At 72.0% G+C, this 19,149-nt stretch carries 14 protein-coding genes, 4 tRNA genes and 6 pseudogenes; 9 read left to right on the top strand and 15 right to left on the bottom strand.

Annotated elements, in window-relative coordinates; all coding sequences use genetic code 11:
* The 3 genes and pseudogenes from ABD794_RS19210 to ABD794_RS17815 form a co-directional block, all read right to left on the bottom strand.
* Positions 1–454: pseudogene (locus ABD794_RS19210) on the bottom strand (PAS domain S-box protein); the annotation flags it as partial.
* A gap of 500 nt (positions 455–954) precedes the next feature.
* Complete coding sequence (locus tag ABD794_RS17820; protein WP_344964537.1) at positions 955–3,243, bottom strand: PAS domain-containing protein; 2,289 nt, start codon at positions 3,241–3,243, stop codon at positions 955–957.
* Between the two features lie 205 nt (positions 3,244–3,448).
* A complete protein-coding gene (locus ABD794_RS17815; protein ID WP_344964535.1) occupies positions 3,449–3,886 on the bottom strand; it encodes an SSI family serine proteinase inhibitor in 438 nt (145 codons plus the stop codon).
* Positions 3,887–4,095: 209 nt separating this feature from the next.
* Between ABD794_RS17815 and ABD794_RS17810 the strand changes: the two genes are divergently transcribed.
* The 7 genes and pseudogenes from ABD794_RS17810 (at position 4,096) to ABD794_RS17780 (ending at position 8,513) form a co-directional block, all read left to right on the top strand.
* Positions 4,096–4,186 (top strand) — tRNA-Ser (locus ABD794_RS17810).
* A gap of 292 nt (positions 4,187–4,478) precedes the next feature.
* A tRNA-Arg gene (locus ABD794_RS17805) sits at positions 4,479–4,551 on the top strand.
* Positions 4,552–4,598: 47 nt separating this feature from the next.
* Positions 4,599–4,672 (top strand) — tRNA-Met (locus ABD794_RS17800).
* 61 nt (positions 4,673–4,733) lie between these two features.
* Positions 4,734–5,631, top strand: a pseudogene (locus ABD794_RS17795) (amidohydrolase family protein).
* 41 nt (positions 5,632–5,672) lie between these two features.
* A complete protein-coding gene (locus ABD794_RS17790) occupies positions 5,673–6,038 on the top strand; it encodes a winged helix-turn-helix domain-containing protein (RefSeq protein ID WP_344964533.1) in 366 nt (121 codons plus the stop codon).
* Positions 6,039–6,146: 108 nt separating this feature from the next.
* Positions 6,147–7,683: pseudogene (locus ABD794_RS17785) on the top strand (MFS transporter).
* 38 nt (positions 7,684–7,721) lie between these two features.
* Entirely contained in the window at positions 7,722–8,513 is a 792-nt protein-coding gene (locus tag ABD794_RS17780) for a TetR/AcrR family transcriptional regulator (RefSeq protein ID WP_344964531.1), read from the top strand.
* Positions 8,514–8,666: 153 nt separating this feature from the next.
* Here the strand turns inward: ABD794_RS17780 and ABD794_RS19370 are convergent, their stop codons facing one another.
* Genes ABD794_RS19370 through ABD794_RS19360 form a run of 3 tightly spaced genes read right to left on the bottom strand, consistent with a single transcriptional unit; the run spans position 8,667 to position 10,147 of the window.
* Complete coding sequence (locus ABD794_RS19370) at positions 8,667–9,542, bottom strand: MFS transporter (protein WP_486389126.1); 876 nt, start codon at positions 9,540–9,542, stop codon at positions 8,667–8,669.
* Entirely contained in the window at positions 9,542–9,673 is a 132-nt protein-coding gene (locus tag ABD794_RS19365) for a hypothetical protein (RefSeq protein ID WP_486389125.1), read from the bottom strand. The genes ABD794_RS19370 and ABD794_RS19365 overlap by 1 nt, the downstream gene beginning before the upstream one ends.
* Before the next feature lie 39 nt (positions 9,674–9,712).
* The gene (locus ABD794_RS19360; RefSeq protein WP_486389124.1) at positions 9,713–10,147 is read right to left on the bottom strand and encodes a hypothetical protein; all 435 of its coding nucleotides are present in this window, start codon (positions 10,145–10,147) and stop codon (positions 9,713–9,715) included.
* Between the two features lie 988 nt (positions 10,148–11,135).
* Here ABD794_RS19360 and ABD794_RS17770 point away from each other — a divergent pair.
* Complete coding sequence (locus tag ABD794_RS17770; protein ID WP_344964529.1) at positions 11,136–11,297, top strand: hypothetical protein; 162 nt, start codon at positions 11,136–11,138, stop codon at positions 11,295–11,297.
* Positions 11,298–11,623: 326 nt separating this feature from the next.
* Here ABD794_RS17770 and ABD794_RS17765 read toward each other — a convergent pair.
* From ABD794_RS17765 to ABD794_RS17750, 4 genes and pseudogenes are all read right to left on the bottom strand, one after another.
* Positions 11,624–12,420, bottom strand: a pseudogene (locus ABD794_RS17765) (SigB/SigF/SigG family RNA polymerase sigma factor); the annotation flags it as partial.
* Between the two features lie 295 nt (positions 12,421–12,715).
* Positions 12,716–13,560: pseudogene (locus ABD794_RS17760) on the bottom strand (RNA polymerase sigma factor SigF).
* 198 nt (positions 13,561–13,758) lie between these two features.
* Positions 13,759–14,053, bottom strand: a pseudogene (locus ABD794_RS17755) (Dabb family protein).
* A gap of 28 nt (positions 14,054–14,081) precedes the next feature.
* Positions 14,082–14,246, bottom strand: coding sequence for a hypothetical protein (locus ABD794_RS17750; RefSeq protein WP_344964527.1), 165 nt, complete (start codon positions 14,244–14,246; stop codon positions 14,082–14,084).
* Positions 14,247–14,895: 649 nt separating this feature from the next.
* Here ABD794_RS17750 and ABD794_RS17745 point away from each other — a divergent pair.
* On the top strand, positions 14,896–15,276 hold the full coding sequence (locus ABD794_RS17745) for an STAS domain-containing protein (RefSeq protein ID WP_344964525.1): 381 nt from the start codon (positions 14,896–14,898) through the stop codon (positions 15,274–15,276).
* 113 nt (positions 15,277–15,389) lie between these two features.
* On the opposite strand, the gene ABD794_RS17740 is transcribed toward ABD794_RS17745, so the two are convergent.
* The 5 genes from ABD794_RS17740 to ABD794_RS17720 all read right to left on the bottom strand — a co-directional run bounded on the left by ABD794_RS17740 (position 15,390) and on the right by ABD794_RS17720 (position 19,135).
* Positions 15,390–16,181: an ABC transporter permease gene (locus ABD794_RS17740; protein ID WP_344964523.1), complete on the bottom strand. Its 792-nt coding sequence runs from the start codon at positions 16,179–16,181 to the stop codon at positions 15,390–15,392.
* Positions 16,178–17,161 (bottom strand): ATP-binding cassette domain-containing protein, encoded by a 984-nt coding sequence (locus tag ABD794_RS17735; protein WP_344964521.1) that lies wholly within the window; start codon positions 17,159–17,161, stop codon positions 16,178–16,180. Before ABD794_RS17735 ends, ABD794_RS17740 begins: the two co-directional genes overlap by 4 nt.
* A gap of 75 nt (positions 17,162–17,236) precedes the next feature.
* Positions 17,237–18,079: a DUF4097 family beta strand repeat-containing protein gene (locus tag ABD794_RS17730; protein WP_344964519.1), complete on the bottom strand. Its 843-nt coding sequence runs from the start codon at positions 18,077–18,079 to the stop codon at positions 17,237–17,239.
* A gap of 94 nt (positions 18,080–18,173) precedes the next feature.
* Positions 18,174–18,689 carry a hypothetical protein gene (locus ABD794_RS17725; RefSeq protein WP_344964544.1) on the bottom strand — a complete coding sequence of 172 codons (516 nt, stop codon included), beginning with the start codon at positions 18,687–18,689 and terminating at the stop codon, positions 18,174–18,176.
* Positions 18,690–19,047: 358 nt separating this feature from the next.
* Positions 19,048–19,135, bottom strand: a tRNA-Ser gene (locus tag ABD794_RS17720).
* Positions 19,136–19,149: the final 14 nt, after the last annotated feature.

Here is a 19,149-nt window from a genome sequence, read left to right as displayed (position 1 = left end):
CGATCACCGGCCGGTAGCCGCGCTCGGTCAGCGCCTGCCGGGTGGACGCGTCCGGCGCGGGCCAGACGAGGAGCCGGCGCGGGTTGTCCAACGGCTCGGGCGGCAGCTCGTCGTCCACCGGCGGCGGGACGGTCTCGCCCGTGCCGACGATCTCCACGGCCCCGTTCGGCCCGTCGAGCGGCTCCGGGCCCTCGGCCCCCTCGTCCGGTGCCCCTATGGCGAAGGCGCGCCCCTGGGGCGCGGCGGCCGGCGGACGCGGGCCGACCGGTCCGGGCCGCGGCGCCGCGGCGGCCGCCTGGGCCTGCGCCTCGCGCTCGCCCTCGGTGGGATTGCCCAGCTTGCGCCGCCGGCCGGAACCGACGCCCGTGCCGCCGGGCTGCGCCTCGCCGTCGGCACCGCCGCCGTGGGCGAAGGGCGCGCCCTGCCCCAACGTCCGCACGCTGATGGGTTGTGCCGTGCCGTCGGCTCCGCCGCCGCCCTGCTGCGCCGCGGCGCCCGGCTCCTCGGCGAGCGCGCGCCGAGCGCGGCGACGGCCGGTCGGCGCGGTGGGGCCTGCGGGACCGGCGTGGTCGGAGGGACCCCCGGGGTGTTGTGGTGCGGCGGCGCCGGAGTCCTCGTGGCCGGCCGGGCCGGTGGGCCCGGAGTGGCCGGACGCACCGGCGGGGGCGGCCGGACCCACGGGACCGACCGGCCCGCCGGGACCCCAGCCGCCCGGCGTCGGCTCGTCCGGAGCGGTGTGCCCGCCGGGAGCGCCGGACGCGTCCGCGACGGGCTCAACCGGGCTTCCGTGCACGGTCGTTGCGGTGGTGGGGCCCGAAGGCCCGGTGCTCGGGCCCGTGGCCGGCGGCTCGACGGACCTGCCGCGCCGGGAGTTCGCCCCCGGAACAGGAGCCCCCGCGGGACCGTCCTCGGTGCTGCCGTCCTCAACCGGCCCGCGTTGCGCCGCGGTTCCGGTCAGCCCGGCCATGTCCAGGGGGCCGTTCCCGGCCGCTCCCGGCGCCGCGGGGCCCGTGGCGCGGCTCGGCGGTGCGCCGGGCGGCACAGCACTTCCCGGCCCGTTCCCGCCGGTGCCGGCAGCCCCAACGGGCGTGCGCCGCCCGGTGATTCCGAGCAGTCCGGCCACGTCCAGCGGCGCGTTCCCGGCCGCGCCGGCCTCCTCCCGCGCGCCCGGGGCGGCCGCGTCCCACCGGCCCGCCCTGGGCCGGGACCGGACGGGCACCGGGGGCGTCCCCGGCCGGAGCCTCCGGCTTGCGGTCCGCGTCCGCCGGGGGCAGCGCGAACGCCGTACGGGGAACGTCGGCCCCGGATCCCTCCGGAGCCGGGTGCTCGGGTGCCTCGGGCAGGGCGCGGGCGGGCCCGCCGTCCGGTGGGGACGGCGGCCTCGGCGGCGGCGCCGGACGGGCGGTCGGCCTCGGCCGGGGGCAGCGCGAACGCCGTGCGCGGGACGTCCGGTTCGGGCGCGGCGGCCGTCGTCGCGTCGCGCCGGGCGCGCCGTCCGGTCGGCGCGGGCACCGGGGCCGGGTCGTCGTTCCGGCCGTGCCGGTTGGCCCGGGAGGCCGGCGAGCCGTCGTGGGCCCCCTCCTCGTCCGCCCGGGCGGGGCCGCGCCGGCGGCCCGTCGGCTGGGTGGGGACGGACGCCCCGGGCGCCGCCGGACCCTCGCCGCCGGAACCGGTGCCCGCGGCGGGCGCGGACGCCGTCCGCTGCCCCGGCATCGGCATGATCGTCGTCCCGCTGCCGATGCTCGGCGGCGAGTCCGGCCGGTCGGCGGGCGTCACCGGCCCGGCCTCCGCGGAGACCGGGACCTCCAGGACGTACGCCTTGCCGCCCGCCGCGCCGGGCACGTCGTGGGTCTGCAGCACGCCGCCGTGCCGCTGGACGATGCCCCGCACGACCGGCCCGTGGACCGGGTCGCCGCCCGGGCGGGGGCCGCGCACCTCGATGCGGACGGCCGTGTCGCGCTTCGCCGCCGCGACGACGATCGTGGAGTCGCCGGAGGGTGTGCCCCCGGCGGGCGCGTCACCGGTGGAGTCCACGCCCGCGACGTCGGCGATCAGATGCGCCAGCGCACGGGCGAACCACTCCGCGTCGACCTCGGCCTCTATGGCGGGGGCGTGCACGGCGAACTGTGCGCGCCCCGGGCCGATCAGCTCGACGGCCCCCTCGACCCCGGCCGCGACGACCTCGTCCAGCTTCGCCTTCGCGCGAACGATCTTGCTTTCGCCGGCCTCCAGCCGCTGGTACTCCAGCACGTTGTCGACGAGGCGCGCCATCCGCCCGTAGCCGGCGGCGAGATGGTGCAGGATCTGGTTCGCCTCCGGCCACAACTGCCCGGCGGGGTCGGCGGCCAGGGTGCCCAGCTCGCCGCGGAGGCGGTCCAGCGGGCCGCGCAGCGAACTGTCGAGCACCGCCACCAACTGGGCGTGGCGCGCGGCGAGCGCGTCGTACGGGCGGCGGTCGGTGAAGGTCATCACCGCGCCGACGAGCTGGTCGCCGTCGCGCACCGGGGCGGTGGTCAGATCGACCGGCACCGCGCGGCCGTCCTTGGCCCACAGCACCTGGCTCCGCACCCGGTGTTTGCGCCCGGAGCGCAGGGTGTCGGCGATCGGCGAGTCCTCGTACGGGAACGGGGAACCGTCCGCCCGCGAGTGATGGATCAGCGGGTGCAGCTCCCGCCCGCCCAGGTCGCTGGCGCGGTAGCCGAGGATCTGCGCGGCCGAGGGGTTGACGAGGACGACCTTGCCCGCGATGTCGACGCCGACCACGCCCTCGGCCGCCGCGCGCAGGATCATCTCCGTCTGGCGCTGCTGGCGGGCGAGTTCGGCCTCGGTGTCGAGCGTGCCGCTCAGGTCGCGGACGACGAGCATCAGCAGCTCGTCGCCGGTGTAGGAGCCCTGGTCCGCGTACGGGGTGCGGCCGTCCGTGAGGTTGGCGCTGCTGACCTCGACGGGGAACTGGGTGCCGTCCGTGCGCCGGGCGATCATGCGGGTGGGCTTGGTGCGCCCGCCGTTCGCGTCGTGGTCGGGCAGCCGCATCGAGCCGGGGATGCGGCGCGAGTCGAACGCGGGCAGCAGGTCGAGGAGTCCGCGCCCGACGAGCCCGGTGCCCGGGACCTCGAACGTCTCCAGCGCGATGTGGTTGGCGTTGACGACCGTACCGTTGCAGTTGACGAGCAACAGCGCGTCGGGAAGGGCGTCGAGTATGGCTGCGAGGCGAGCAGCGCCTCGGGATGGCCTGCTGCTCACTGCGACGCTTCCTCCCTGGTTACCGCACCGTGCGAGCCGCAGGACCGGGGGCACCCCCGGCACGGCGGCCGGTGGACTACCGCCGCCCCTGCGGCGTGTTGCTGGGGGGAAGTCTACGGGCTGCGGAGTCCGGCGCGACGGCGGATGAGGGGTGCGCCGCAGCCTGTCGCGCGGCATTCGGGGGGCATCGGGGGCGCGGGGAAGATCACTTGCCGGACGGGCGCGGCGGATCCCCCAGCAGCCGGGAGAACTTGTTCCAGCGGGCGATCTCGCAGCCGTTCGTCCGGCTGAAGCCGGTGTCGACCGGCCGGCCGGCCCAGGTGCCGGACACGTGTGCGTGGTCGGGACCGCCATAGATCATCGTGCAGTTGGCGCCCGGCGGGACGGGGGCGAACGGATCCTTGCCCCAGCGTGTCTGCTCGTCGAGCTGGGCGCAGGCGCCCTTCGGGTCCCGGACGGTGCCGTGGGCCGGGTGGCAGTACAGCTCGTACCGGCCGTCCTGCCGGCCGCTGTCGGTGACCGTGACCGTGAGGTGGTCGCCGGCCCCCGGTCCGGGGGGCAGGGGGAGCGGTGCGGCGGCCGCCGCGGGCGCGGCGAGCAGCAGGACCGGCGCGGCGGCGAGGGCGAGACGGCGGAGCGGCATGCGGGGACTCCAGGGGGTGCGAGTGGTGCGGGGCGGGTGGCATGGCCGGAGCCCCACTCCTCTAACGCGCGGGTGCGCCGGGCGTTGCGCGCCCGGAACTGCTTTGCCCGCGGGGCGCGGAGACCGGTACCGTTGGAGTGCGGTTGGTGGCGAGGCCCTGTGCTGTGTCATCATCTGCATGCAGCATTCGCCCACGCGCGGGTGCGGCTGGAGGCGTCGCCTAGTCCGGTCTATGGCGCCGCACTGCTAATGCGGTTTGGGTCTTAAAGCCCATCGAGGGTTCAAATCCCTCCGCCTCCGCAGCCGGGAGCCCCGGTCGTCGTCATGACGACCGGGGCTCCTCTGTATTCCCGGCCAGGTTCCCGGCCAGGTTCCCGACCGGGTTTCCCACCAGGGCTCCCGGTCACGTTCGCCGGCCGTGCTGCCCGGACGACCCGCTTCCGGTGATCTCCGCGCCGCCCCCGCTGCGGGGTGCTACGAGACGTTTCCCCAGGTCAGAGTGGGTGACGGCAAAGGATTTCGCCTCTCGGCGCAGTTCATGTAATGTTGTTCCCGCAACGCCGACCGGCAAGAAAAACCGCCGGGAAGCCGAGCGCTCGTAGCTTAACGGATAGAGCACTTGACTACGGATCAAGAGGTTGCAGGTTCGAATCCTGCCGAGCGCACAGCCGAGGGGTCGGTGCCAAGCAATTGGCTCCGGTCACTCGACCGTCGCGGGGTGGAGCAGCTCGGTAGCTCGCTGGGCTCATAACCCAGAGGTCGCAGGTTCAAATCCTGTCCCCGCTACTTCGATCGCAGGCCCGGTACTCATGTACCGGGCCTGCGGCGTTTCCCGGGAGGGGCGACGGTGCGCGACGAGGAGATATCCGGTTTCCGGCGGAGCCTGGGGCTGTCGGGCCTGATCGACGTCCATACGCATTTCATGCCCGAGCGGGTCCTGACGAAGGTCTGGGCCCATTTCGACGCGGCGGGTCCGCTGACCGGCAGGCCCTGGCCGATCACCTACCGGCGGACCGAGGACGAGCGGCTGGCCGTGCTGCGGGGCTTCGGGGTCCGCGCCTTCACCTCGATGATCTATCCGCACAAGCCGGACATGGCGCGGTGGCTCAACGCCTGGGCGGCGGACTTCGCGGCCCGGACGCCCGACTGCCTGCACACCGCCACCTTCTTCCCCGAGCCGGACGCCGTCCACTACGTCCGGGAGGCGCTCGGCGCGGGGGCGCGGATCTTCAAGTCGCACCTCCAGGTGGGCGGGCTACGACCCGCGCGACCCGCTGCTGGACGGTGTGTGGGGGCTGCTGGCCGAGGCGGGGACGCCGGTGGTGGTGCACTGCGGCTCGGGGCCGGTGCCGGGGGCGTTCACCGGGCCGGGGCCGGTGGGCGAGGTGCTGGCCCGGCATCCGTCCCTGCGGCTGGTCGTCGCGCACATGGGGGTGCCCGAGTACGGCGCCTTCCTCGGCCTGGCCGAGCGGTACCCGGGCGTCCACCTGGACACGACCATGGCCTTCACCGACTTCATCGAGGCCGTGGCGCCGTTCCCGGCCGCCGAGCGGCCCCGCCTGGCGGAGCTCGGCGGGAGGATCCTCTTCGGCAGCGACTTCCCCAACATCCCCTACGGATACGGGCATGCGCTGGCGGCCCTGACCCGCCTCGGCCAGGACGACGCCTGGCTGCGCGGGGTCTGCCACGACAACGCCGCCCGGCTGTTCGGGCTGCCGGGGGATTCTCAGACGATTCCCAGGTGAGGGCAAGGCGGTTCTCACGGGCCGTACCGAGCATCACCGTCATGACCACCGCATCCTCCGAAGCACGCACCCGTCCCGTACCGGGCGTCCCAAGTGCCGTGCGCCCGCTGGCCGTAGGGGACCTGGTCCTCGACGTGGCGGACCGTGTGGCGTACCGCGACGGCGCGGAGATCCGGCTGACCGCCACCGAATGCGCGCTCCTGCGCCAGCTGATGAGCAATCCGGGCCGGGTGCTCAGCAAGTCGCTGCTGCTGGACCGGGTCTGGGCCCACGCCTTCGGGCCGGGCGACCGCGGCAATCTCGTCGAGCTCTACATCTCGTACCTGCGCAAGAAGATCGACGCCGGCCGCCCTCCGATGATCCACACGCGGCGCGGCATGGGGTACGTGCTGAAGCCCGCCCCGTAGCGGCGCGCGGACTGCCGCGAAAAAAAGAATGTACGGCGTATAAGAGTTCCCTGTACGGTGTAGATCGATCTCGTCGGTCCCTCTGCGTCACCCGTGCAAGGAGCACCCATGTCGGCGCCCGTCACCGATTCCCAGGCCCCCTCCGCGTCCGCCGGTCCGTCCCGGCTGCCCACGCGGTGGCTGATCCTGGGCGTCATATGCCTCGCGCAGCTCACCGTGCTGCTCGACAACACCGTTCTCAACGTGGCCATCCCGTCCCTCACCGAGGAGATGGGCGCCGCGACCTCGGACATCCAGTGGATGATCAGCGCGTACTCCCTGGTGCAGTCCGGGCTGCTGCTGACGGCCGGCAACGTCGCCGACCGCTACGGACGCAAGAAGATGCTGGCCACCGGTCTCGCCCTGTTCGGCATCGGTTCGCTCGCCGCCGGACTGTCGCAGTCCACCGGGCAGCTCATCGCCGCCCGCGCCGGCATGGGCATCGGCGGCGCGCTGCTGATGACCACCACGCTCGCGGTCGTCGTCCAGACCTTCGACGCCGAGGAGCGCACCAAGGCCATCGGCCTGTGGGGCGCGGTGAGTTCACTGGGATTCGCCAGCGGACCGCTCATCGGCGGCGTGCTGCTGGACCACTTCTGGTGGGGATCGATCTTCCTGATCAACGTTCCGGTCGCCGCGCTGGCCCTGTTCGCCGTCCTCAAGCTGGTGCCGGAGTCGAAGAACCCGGCCGGTGAGCGGCCCGACCCGCTCGGCGCGGTGCTCTCCACCATCGGCATGACCGGCGCCGTCTTCGCGATCATCTCCGGCCCGGAGCACGGCTGGACCTCGGCACGGGTGATGGTCTCCGGCGCGGTGGGGATCGTGGTCCTCGCGCTCTTCGTCCTGTGGGAGCTGCGCATCCCGTACCCCATGCTCGACATGCACTTCTTCCGCCACAAGCGGTTCGTGGCCGCGGTGATGGGCGGCATCCTCGTGGCCTTCGGCATGGGCGGCTCGCTGTTCCTGCTCACCGAGCACCTGCAACTGGTGCTGCACTACGGGCCGCTGGAGACCGGCCTGCGGATGACGCCGCTGGCGCTGATGATCGTCGTCCTCAACCTCGCCGGCGTCGGCGCCCGGCTGATGGCGAAGATCGGTGGGCCGCTCGCCATCGCCGGCGGCATGACGCTGCTGGCCGTCGGGCTGGCCGTGATCGCGCTCCTCGGCTCGCACGGCTACGGCGGGATGTTCGCCGGCCTGGTGCTGATGGGCGGCGGCATCGCGCTGGCGGCACCCGCGATGGCGAACGCGGTCATGTCCGCGATCCCGCCGGAGAAGGCCGGCGTCGGCGCCGGGGGTCAACGGCACCCTCCAGGAGTTCGGCAACGGCCTCGGCGTCGCCGTGCTCGGCGCCGTCCTCAACTCCCGCTTCGCCGCGCTGCTCCCGGCGGTCGCGGCCGGGGCGGGCTCGCTGCCCGTGGCGCTGGCCAAGTCCCGTACCGACGTGGATCGTTCGGCGGTCGAGGACGCCTTCGCCTCCGGTGTGCAGGCGGGCCAGCTGGTCGGCGCGGCCGCGGTGCTGGCGGGCGGCGTGGTGGCCGCGGTGCTGCTCCGCCGGGCGGAACGGCCCGCAGGCGCGGAGGAATCCGCGCAGGCCAGGGCCTAGCATCGGAAGCAGACCACCGGCAGGGCGGAGAGACCGACATGGCGAGCAGCAGCGGCGCGAGAGATCCCAGGATCAGTGTCTGGCTGACCGGGGAGAAGCCCTCACCACGCCGCCGGGCGGACGCGGAGCGTGCCCGCGAACAGGCGGGCGGGCTCGACCGGGAGAAGATCGTCGCCACCACGGTGCGGCTGCTGGACGCCGAGGGGCTGACCAAGTTCTCGATGCGCCGCCTCGCCGCCGAGCTCGGGGTGACCGCGATGTCGGTCTACTGGTACGTCGACAACAAGGACGACCTCCTGGAACTGGCCCTGGACGAGGTCGCCGGGGAGATGTCGCTCCCCGACCCCGACGACGAGGGCGAGTCCTGGCAGGACCAGCTGCGCCGGCTGGCCGTCGGCTACCACGGACTGCTCGTGACCCACGAGTGGGTGGCGAGCCTGGTGGGCCGGTACCTGAACGTCGGCCCGCACTCGCTGCGCTTCTCCGACACGACGCTGCGGGTGATGCGGCGCAGCGGGGTCGAACCGAGCCGCGCCACCGGGGCGATCGGGGCGGTGTTCCAGTTCGTCTACGGCTTCGCCACCGTGGAGGCGCTGTACCGGGAACGGTGCCGCGCCGCGGGCATGACGCGGGACGCGTATCTGAAGCAGGTCATGGAGGCCGTCGTCGGGAACAAGGCGTTCCTGTCCTCGTACGGCGAGACGGCCGAGTTCACGCAGGCGCGCGCCGAAGAGGGCGTCGAGCAGATGTGGGAACGCGACTTCGAGGTCGGGCTGGACACGGTGATCGCGGGCATCGAGGCGATGCGGGACCGGTTGCGGGACGCGTGACGGGAGATGCAGCGGCCCCGGGCGGTGCGCGCCGGCCGTCCCCTGCCGTAGTCGCGCGCACCGTCACCGGGGCCGTTCGCCCGGGACCGGCCGTGCCGTCCCCGGGTCGCCGGCCGGTGCCTCCCCGCTCGTGGAGGCACCGGCCGGGGCTTGTCAGCCGGCCTTGGCCGGCGTGGCCTCCGCCGCCTGGTCCGCCGGGGCGTTCGCGTCCGCCGGGGCACCGGGGCGGCCCTTGAGGGCCACTTCCTTGATGAAGAGGGTCAGCAGGAAGGCGATCAGCGCGGTCGGCGCCGCGTAGGCGAAGACGTCGCCGACGCCGTGCCCGTAGGAGTCCTCCATGATCGAACGGAGCGGCTCGGGCAGCTTCTTGACCTCGGGGATGCTGCCGCCGCCACCGCCCTGCTGCGCGAGCGCGGCGCCCTTGGGGCCGAGCGCGGTCAGGCCGTCCACGACGTAGTCCTTGACCCGGGTGGCCATCACGGCGCCCAGCGCCGAGACGCCGACCGCACCGCCCAGGGAGCGGAAGAAGGTCACGACCGAGCTGGCGGCGCCGAGGTCCCGGGGGGCCACCTGGTTCTGCGCGGCGAGCACCAGGTTCTGCATCATCATGCCGAGGCCGAGGCCCATGAGCGCCATGTAGCAGGCGAGCTGCCCGTACGGGGTGTCGTGGCGGATGCTGCCCAGCAGGCCTATGCCCGCGGTGAGCAGGACGCCGCCGGCGAGCAGCCACGCCTTCCAACGGCCGTTCCTGGTGATGATGTTGCCGGAGACCGTCGAGGAGATGAACAGGCCGGCGATCAGCGGGATGGTCATGACGCCCGACATGGTCGGCGTCTCGCCCCGCGAGAGCTGGAAGTACTGCGAGAGGAAGACGGTGCTGGCGAACATCGCCACACCGACGAACAGGCTCGCGGCGGAGGTCAGGGCGATCGTCTTGTTGCGGAACAGCCGCAGCGGGATGATCGGTTCGGCGCCTTGGACTCGACAGAACACGAAGATCGCGCCGAGCGCCACGGAGCCGGCCACCATCACGGCGGTCTGCCAGGACAGCCAGTCGTAGTTCTTGCCGGCCGAGGGTCACCGCACACCAGCAGCAGCGTGGTCGCGGCGGAGATGAAGAAGGCGCCGAGCCAGTCCACCTTCACACTGGCGCTGACCACGGGGGAGGTGGAGGGTGCGCTGGAGCACGATCAGCGCGATCACGGCAAAGGGCACGCCGACGTAGAAGCACCAGCGCCAGCCCAGCCAGCTGGTGTCGGTGATGACGCCGCGCCAGAGCAGCGGGCCGCCGACGGGTGGCGGACGGCGAAGTCGCGCAGACGGTAGCCGCTGTAACGGCCGCGCTCGCGCGGGGAGATCATCGCGGCCATGACGATCTGCGCCAGGGCCGAGAGGGCCCGGCGACGCCGATGCCCTGGACGACGCGAGCAGGTGATCAGCATGCTGGTGCTCTGCGAGAGACCGGCCAGCGCGGAGCCGGCCACGTAGACCACGAGGGCCACCTGGACCAGCAGCTTCTTGCTGAAGAGGTCGGAGAGCTTGCCCCACAGCGGGGGTGCGTGGCGGTCATGGCCAGCAGGGAGGCCGTCACGGTCCAGGTGTAGGCGGACTGGCTGGCCGTGCAGATCGTGCATGATCTTCGGCAGGGCGTTGGAGACGAATCGTCGAGGAGAGGATCGCCACGAACATCCCGAGCAGCAGCCCGGACAGCGCCCGCATGATCTGGCCGTGCGTCATGGCGCCGGCGGCCTCGGGCCGTGAGGTTCGGTGTGCTCCATCCCGCACACCTGACGGTGTGGGTCTTGGCCATGGACTTCCTTTCATCATGCTTCGTACGGTCATGTGGCGGTGCGGGGCGCGAGTTCCGGGGCGGGAGGTGCGGACGGCACTCGCCGAAGCTCTCGCGGGGAGCGCGGGCGAGCAGCCCGATGGCGTGGGCGACGTCGCGTCGCTCGCAGTCGCTCAGGGCAGTGCGCCAGTCGACCTCGGTGTAGCGGTGCCACCTCGTCGAGCAGTGCCGCTCCGCCGGGCGTGAGGCTCAGCAGGCGGGAGCGCTTGTCCAGGTGGTCCGGCCGGCGCTACGAGCCAGCCGCGTTCGGCGGCGTACGCGACGTGCCGGCTGGTCACGCGATATGTCGACGACCAGCAGCTCCGCGAGCTTTGCTCATTGCGCATCTCGCCGTACCGACCTGAGCAGTTCGAGCACGATGACCGAGGTGGGGCGGACAGTCGGGGGGGGAGGGACCCGGGGCGAGGCGCGCTTGAGTGACGCCGATGGCGCCGAGCTGCTGGGCGAGCTCGTGGTACTGCTCGTGCGCGGCCAAATCCGGACCCTCCCGCTTAGGTTGCTTAGGGCACATAAGGAAGTTTGGTTGCCGAAGGCAAACGAAAAGGGGTAAAAGGGCGGTCAAAGTTCAACGATCAAGGAGTGGGCGGCGTTCGGCACGAGGAGCGGGCGATGACCGATCAAGGAATGTGGGGCAGTGAAGGGCGGTACGGACGGCCGGAATTCCCGGCCCCCTGCGCGCGGTCCGGGACCGTCTTCGCTAGGGTCCTGAGCCATGGCAACCCCATCAGTACCAGCCCGAGGGCAACCAGGACCGGCGTGGCAGCACCACCCAGATGTTCCGCGCCTTCGTCGACGAGGGCACGGGCGGCCGGCAGGCACCGCTCCGTCCTCCGGGGCCGTCGGGCGGCCTCCTCCGGTCCGCGCGTGGGCCTGATCGTCGCGTGATCGTCGCGATCGTGGTCGTGGCGACGGTGGCCTGGGTGGCGCTCGCCTGACGCGGCGCCCCGAGGGCGCTGCGGATCCCCGGCGCACGGCCGCTTCGGCGGCGGTGCGCCGCTGTGGCCTGCCCGCGACGGGCGGCGCGTTCACGACGGGCGCCTTCTGCGCAGACGGGGGTGTCTGTCGGCGGTGAGGCGCGGGCTGCGGCCGTCCCGGGGTGTGGGGCGGTCGGCCGGTGGTGCGGTGGACGTCGGTCCGGCCGGACGGCCCGCGGCCCCCGCGCGCGATGTGGTGGCCGCGCCGCCGCTGCATGTCCGGAGGACGGTGGTCGGTGGTACGGTTGACGGAGTGATGAAGGGTCAGGGCGCCCGTGCAGCGCCCGTCAGTCGGCGATCAGGGCCCTCGCGCAGCTGGGGAGAGCGTCCGCGGTCAGCAGCCGTGAGACGTGCATCTGGGAGATGCCGACCTCCTCGCCGATCTGGGACTGCGTGCATGTTCGCGAAGCACACCGGAGCATGATGATCTGGCGCGTCCGCGGCGGCAGTTTGGCCAGCAGCGGCTTTGGAGCGACTCCGCGGTACTCCACGCCCTCCCAGCCGCCGTGTATCATCGTAGCCCAGCCGGTCGGCCAGCGAGCCCTCGCCGCCGTCGTCCTCGGCGAGGGGGAGTCCAGCGAGCTGGCCGTGTAGGCGTTGCGACCGCGAGGCACCGTCGACCACGCGTCCTCCTCGGAGACGGCCCAGGCACAGGGCGAGCTCGGGCACCGTCGGCGGAGCGGGTCCAGCTTCTGCGCGAGCTCGTCGCTGGCCTTCGTCAGGGCGAGCCGGAGCTCCTGGTAGCCTGGCGCGGCACCCGGACCGACCAGCTGGTGTCCCGCGAAGAAGCGTTTGATCTCACCGACCACGGTGGGCATCGCGAACGTCGGGAATCCACGCCCCGCTTCGACCAGTCGAAGCGGTCGATGGCCTTGATCAGCCCGATGGTGCCGACCTGGACGATGTCCTCCATCGGCTCGTTGCGGCTCACGGAAGCGCGCGGCCGCGTACCGCACGAGGGGGAGGTTGAGTCTCGATGAGGGGTGTCACGGACGTACGTACGCTCGCGGCGCTGTCCCGGTCCAGGGCCGCCAGCCGCAGGAAACAGGGGAGCGGAGGAGAGGGTGCGGGTGTAGATGAGTTCGCAGTCGGTACGGCACGCGCGTGCGGTGCGTCGTCAGTGGCGAGCACCTGTCGCGCCTGCTCCCAGGTCTACGGACATGCCACCCCCTTGAGGTCGCGGACGGATCACAGCAACCCACCATCATCACGCGAGGGGTTCAGCCTCCACCTGAATACCGGAGGCTGCGCTGTGGCAAAACGCAAGTTCCAGCAGAATGTCACATGTCGGCAAACACGCTGTAGCGTCAAGTCGACATATCTGCCGCATGACCTCACGGGGCATCAGGGAGGTCAAGGGGCGTATCCCCCAACACGGGTTACGCATCGATTCGATTTGCGGAGCGCAGCCGGGCGAAGCTCCGGGAGAGCAGCCGCGACACGTGCATCTGGGACACCCCCAGCTCCGCCACTGATCTGCGACTGGGTCAGATTGCTGTAGTAGCGCAGCAGCAGGATGCGCTGCTCGCGCTCCCGGCAACTGGACGAGCAGGTGGCGCACGAGGTCGCGGTGCTCCACGCCGGCGAGCGCCGGGTCCTCGTAGCCGATGCGGTCCAGCAGGCCGGGCAGTCCGTCGCCCTCCTGGGCGGCCTCCAGCGAGGTCGCGTGGTACGAGCGTCCCGCCTCGATGCAGGCGAGCACTTCGTCCTCGCCGATCTTCAGCCGCTCGGCGATCTCGGCGGTGGTCGGCGACCGCCCGTGCAGCACCGTGAGGTCCTCGGTGGCGCCGTTGACCTGCACCCACAGCTCGTGCAGCCGGCGCGGGACGTGCACCGTGCGCACGTTGTCGCGGAAGTAACGCTTGATCTCACCGACGACGGTGGGCATGGCGAAGGTGGGGAACTGGACGCCCCGGTCGGGGTCGAACCGGTCGATCGCGTTGATGAGTCCGATGGTGCCGACCTGGATCACGTCCTCCATCGGCTCGTTGCGGCTGCGAAAACGCGCCGCCGCGTAGCGCACGAGCGGGAGGTTGGCCTCGATCAGGGCGGCGCGCACGCGGGCGTGCTCGGGGGTGCCCGGCTCCAGTCGGGAGAACTCCTTGAAGAGCACCTGGGTCAGCGCCCTGGCGTCCGCGCCCCGGCTCTCCCGGGTCGGCGTCTCCGGGGCCTGCGGGGGGTTCTCTTCCGACGCCGTCTCCTCTGACGCTGTTGGGGCCGGCACGATCACACCACCCTTCGCGATCAGGCTCCAGGGCAACTCATCCGTCAAAAGCGGTCATAGCATCACAAGACATGTCCACTGTGTGCAAGCACCGCATTACTCCGTGTTGACCGTGGGGGTGGGCTGTGGACGGCATGCGAAACGGCCCCCTGCCGTGGGGCGGGGGGCCGTTGAGGGGTGCGGGGGCGGATCCGCGGTTCAGAACGGGTAGTCGGCGATCACCCACGTGGCGAACTCCCGCCACAGGCCGGCGGCCCGCCCGGTGCGCCGGGTGGTCCAGGTAGCGCTGGAGGGCCTCGGCGTCCTCGACGGCGGAGTTGACGGCGAAGTCGTAGGCGATCGGCCGGTCCGAGATGTTCCAGGCGCACTCCCAGAAGCGGAGTTCGGGGACGGTGCCGTCCAGCCGCTCGAACGCCTCCACGCCGGCGAGCACCCGGGGGTCGTCGCGCTCGACGCCCTCGTTGAGCTTGAACAGGACGAGGTGACGGATCACGGTCATGCCGCCTTCCGGGCCGCGGGACTCAATTGATGAGCTGGGTCATGAACTCGCCGATGCTCTTGGCGGCGTCCGAGATCCCCTCGAAGCCTATCTGCACGAGTTCGGCCGCCCGGGCGGGGGAGTGGATGATCGTGTACCCCACGAATACGGCGAGGACCCAGAATGTGACCTTCTTGGCTTGCGCCATGACGTATCCGCCTCCCCGTTCCGTCGTCCGTCCCCCGGAGCGCTCGCGAGAGTCTAACCGCACACACGGACGAGCGATCAGGCCCGAACGCGGGTCGTGCGCAGGTCGGGCCCGGTCCGTACTCACGCCGTCTTTAAGGACTTAAGGCCCTGCAATGCGGGCCCTTCGCCCACCGGTCCACGGTATTCGGGGGCGGAGGATGGAGGAACGCCCGTTCGGATCTGGCAGGAATTCGAAGGGCGGGGACATGGATCCTCTCTGCGGGGTCCGGGCCGCGCGCTTCCCCCCTGACTGCGGCCCGAACTCGGAGGCCGTGTCCTCATGGGGGGAAGCGGCTTGTCCCCCCGATGCCGCTTCCCCCCTCCTGCGACAGCCGGAGCCCCGGCTCCGGACCGTTTCGCGCACTCGGTCCGGAGCCGGGGCTCCGTGCATTTCCGGCGCGCACCCGGCCACGATTTCCCGAACTCCGATGAAGTCTGGGTCTGTTGAGGTGAGAAGCGCCCATGCCCGGGGCACCAAAAGGGCACACGGCCCGAGGCGTTCCCCCGGATTGCGGGTCCGGCCGTCCCGGTGCGTGCGAGCGGGTCCCTTGTGGGGCAGACCTGTGTCCCGGGGCGGCTTACCAGTGAGGGAGAACGGTGAGGTTCGCATGGGCGGGTACGAGCTCGCCTTCACCATGCGGGAGCGTGTGGCGGGGGGAGCGATCACCATTGAACTGGTGGGAGAGATCGACATCTTGGCGGAGCAGGAACTGGCTCCGCGGATCGAGGCGTTGGCCGGCCGGTGCCGTGCCGACCTCGTCATCGACCTGCGGGGAGTGACGTTTCTGGACGCGAGCGGGCTGCGGTTGCTGCTCCGGGCGCGGAACCGGGCGGTGCGCTGCGGCGGTCGGCTGCGCGTCGTGCGGGGCGGGCCCAGGGTGTCCAAGGTGATCCGGATCGTCCAGCTGGAGACCGCGTTCACTTGGCTGGACGCTCCGCCGGTGGCCGATGTGGCGTGCGGCCCGCGGGACGGGAGCGTGCCGGCGTAGCCGCCGGTCCCCGTGGTGGAGCGCCGACGGGGCGGATTGCGCCGACGCGGTGTCGGAGCAAGCCGCCCTCGGGCGCGGCGAGTTGCGGGAGGTGGCCCGCGCTGTCACGGCGGTTACTTCGGGTCGCGGTTGAACTTCGAGGTCGACCAGAAGTAGCCGAGCACGGTCAGGCCCAGGCACCAGACGATGGTGATCCACCAGTTGTCGCCGATCTCGGTGCCGAGCAGCAGGCCCCGCAGGGTCTCGATGGCGGGTGTGAACGGCTGGTATTCGGCGACCGGCCGGACCCAGCCGGGCATGGCGTCGACCGGGACGAAGGCGCTGGAGACGAGCGGCAGCAGGATCAGCGGCAGCGCGTTGTTGCTGGCGGCCTCGGCGTTCGGGCTGACCAGGCCCATGCCGACCGCGATCCAGGTGAACGCCATGGCGAAGAGCGCGAGCAGTCCGAACGCCGCCAGCCACTCCAGGACGCCGGCGTCCTTGGACCGGAAGCCGATGGCCACGGCGACGGCGCCCACGAGGACCACGCTGATGACCGCCTGCAGCACGCTGCCGACCACATGCCCGACGAGCACCGAACCGCGGTGGATCGCCATCGTGCGGAAGCGGGCGATGATGCCCTCGGTCATGTCGTTGGAGACGGACACCGCGGTCCCGACCAGGGTGCCGCCGATGGTCATCAGCAGGATGCCCGGGACGAGGTACGCGATGTACTCGGAGCGGTCCGCGCCGCCGCCGCCGATGCCCGCGCTCATCACGTCGCCGAAGACGTAGACGAAGAGCAGCAACAGCATGATGGGCGTCAGCAGGAGGTTCAGCGTCAGGGACGGGTAGCGGCGTGCGTGCAGGAGGTTGCGCCGCAGCATCGTGGACGAGTCGCGCACGGCGAGGGAGAGGGAGCTCATCGGACAGCCTCCATGGGCTGGTTCGGCCGGTCGGAGCCGGTCAGGGCGAAGAACACGTCGTCGAGGTCGGGGGTGTGGACGGTCAGTTCGTCGGCCTCGATGCCGGCGGAGTCCAGCCAGTCGAGGATGGAGCGCAGCTCGCGCTGGCTGCCGTCACTGGGGATCTGCAGCGACAGCGCCTCGTCGTCCCCGGCGGCCTCGCGCAGCGCGAGAGCGGCGGACCGGTACGCGGCCGGGTCGGAGAAGCGGAGTCGCACGTGTCCGCCGGGGATGAGCCGCTTCAGTTCGTCGGGGGTGCCCTCGGCCGCGATCCTGCCGTCGTTCAGCACGGCGATGCGGTCGGCGAGTTCGTCGGCCTCCTCCAGGTACTGGGTGGTGAGGAAGACGGTGACGCCGTCGGAGACGAGCTCGCGGATGATCTGCCACATGTTGTGGCGGGAGCGCGGGTCGAGGCCGGTGGTCGGCTCGTCGAGGAAGATGATCCGCGGGTTGCCGACCAGGGTCATGGCGATGTCCAGGCGGCGCTTCATGCCGCCGGAGTAGCTCTGGGCGGGCTTCCTGGCGACGTCGGTCAGATCGAACCGCTCCAGCAGCCCGGCGGCGACCCGCCGCCCCTCCCGCCTGGACAGGTGGTGCAGGTCCGCCATGAGGAGCATGTTCTCCTCGCCGGTGATCAGCCCGTCGACGGCCGAGAACTGGCCGGTGACGCCGATCGCGGCGCGCACCCCGTCCGGGGACGTGGCGATGTCGTGGCCCGCGACCCGGGCCTGCCCGCCGTCGGCGGTGACGAGAGTGGACAGAATCTTCACGGCGGTGGTCTTGCCGGCGCCGTTGGGCCCGAGCAGCGCGAACACGGACCCGGTCGGGATGTGCAGGTCGATGCCGTCGAGGACGGTCTTGTCGCCGTACGACTTGCGCAGACCGACGGCGGAGACGGCGGCCGGCGCCGGGTGACCGCCGCCCTGCCTGGTTGTGGGCATGACAAAAGAAGCCATGGGGTCCTCCGTTTGAGGGCTGAAGTGGGCCGGGGGCGGGGCCGGTTGACGCCGGGGCGCTCAGGGCTTGGCGCGGCGGATGTCGATGTTGCCGTACCGGGTGCGGGCGTGGATCCGGACCGCGTCCTCGCTCTTCTCCGGGGCCTCGGACGCGGTGAGCGTGTTGCGCACCTGACCGGAGCCCGCGCTGACGTCGAGCCAGGCGGCCGAACCCTCGCGGATGCCGATGTCGATGGCACCGTAGGACGTCTCCAACTCGACGGTTCCACGGGCCACTTCGTCCACGCGCAGGGTGCCGTGGGCGGTGGTGGCGGTGACCGAGTCCTCGGCGCGCCGGACGTCGATGTCGCCGTTGGCGTTGCGCACCCGGAGCTCGCCGGTCACGACGCCGACGGTCGTGGTGCCGTGCGAGTTCTTCAGGACGGCGGAGCCGTCGACGAAGCCGACGCGCAGGCTGCCGGTGCTGGTGGTGATCTCGGCCGAGCCCTCGACGCGGTCCACGGTGATCGAGCCGTGCGACGCGGTCAGGTTCAGCGGGCCGGTCGTGTCGAAGCGGGCGTCGCCGGACGAGGTCTTCGCGCGGACCTCACCGAGCCGGCCCTCGCCGAGGATCTGGGTCCAGGCGCCGGTCATGTCGACGCTTGAGCCGGTGGGCAGTTCGACCGTCACGTCGACGATGCCGGTGCGGCCGAACAGATTGGACTTGGGCGTCCTGACGGTCAGCACGCCGTTCGCGTACATGACCTCGGTCTGGTCGGCCGTCCGCACGTCCAGGTCCTTCTGCGGGTTGCGGGGCCGCACCTCGACGACGGTGTCGGGGCGGTCGCCCGCGATGAACCGGAGGGAACCGGCCTCCACGTGCGTCGTGGCCGAGATGGGTGCGGGGGCGTCGAAAGAAGGCATGGCTGTACCGTCCTCATGGGTCCGTGGGGCGTCCCTGCTGGTGGGACGTGGTGTGGGTGCGGTGCTTTTTCGGGGCGGTGCGGGCGGGGCGCGGTCAGCGCACCCAGCCGGTGATGCTCTGTCCGACGGTCTGGGTCTTCTCCGCCGTGCGCGGCCGTGTGCCGCCGTCGACCGCGGCCGACACGGCCCGCACCAGCCAGGCGTTGACCGACAGGCCCGCGCGGCTCGCGGCCTCCTCGGCGCGGGCCTTGAGGTGCGCCGGCAGACGCAGGTTGACGCGCGCGGTGCCGCCCTCGTCGCCGTCGGCCGGAACCGGGGCACCGAGCGGTTCGACGGCCTCGGCCGGCTCCGCGGGGGCGCCGGCGGTGGGCGGCAGTGTCACCACGAAGTCGGGGTCCAGCCCGCGCAGCCGTACGTCGACCGAACCGGGGGCGAGTTCGCGGGTGATCTCGTCCGTCGCGGCGGAGAGCACGTTGAGCATGGTCAGCCGGGTCGCCGACTCCAGGGGAGCGGTGAGCCTGTCGGCCAGCTCGCGAGCGTCCTCCCCGCCGGCTTCGGCGGCCACCGCGAGTTCGCGGCGGAGGGTTTCGACATACGGGGTGAGGTCCATGACGCCATCATGGCACCACGATGGCGTCATGTGCAAGCGCTAGATGGCATCTCGTGGTGCCAGGTAGGGCGGAAGTGGCTCTGACCTGCGGAAACTCGAAGAGGGGAGGTCTGGGTCTGCGGTGCCGCCATGTCTGTCGGGCGCTCTCGGAGGGTGGTGGTGGCGCCAAGGCGCCACGCCTGGCGCCACGTGATGCCATGTGTGCCATCCCGGCCCCGGTCCGGTACGCCGCCCACGATCTCGGGGACGGTCGAGTGCCCTGCCGCGGCCTGGGGGTGGCCGGTCGTCCGACGCACCGTCAGCCGCCGGAAACGGCCGAGGGCCCGACCTGGTTCAGGTCGGGCCCTCGGGCGAAGAGCGGTAGCGGAGGGATTTGAACCCTCGGTGAGGTGTTGCCCCACACTCGCTTTCGAGGCGAGCTCCTTCGGCCGCTCGGACACGCTACCGAGAGGAAGCTTAG

It is taken from the genome of Streptomyces thioluteus, assembly GCF_039535865.1.
The sequence above is the reverse complement of the archived record's forward strand: the minus strand, read 5'-3'. Positions and strand labels throughout refer to the sequence as shown.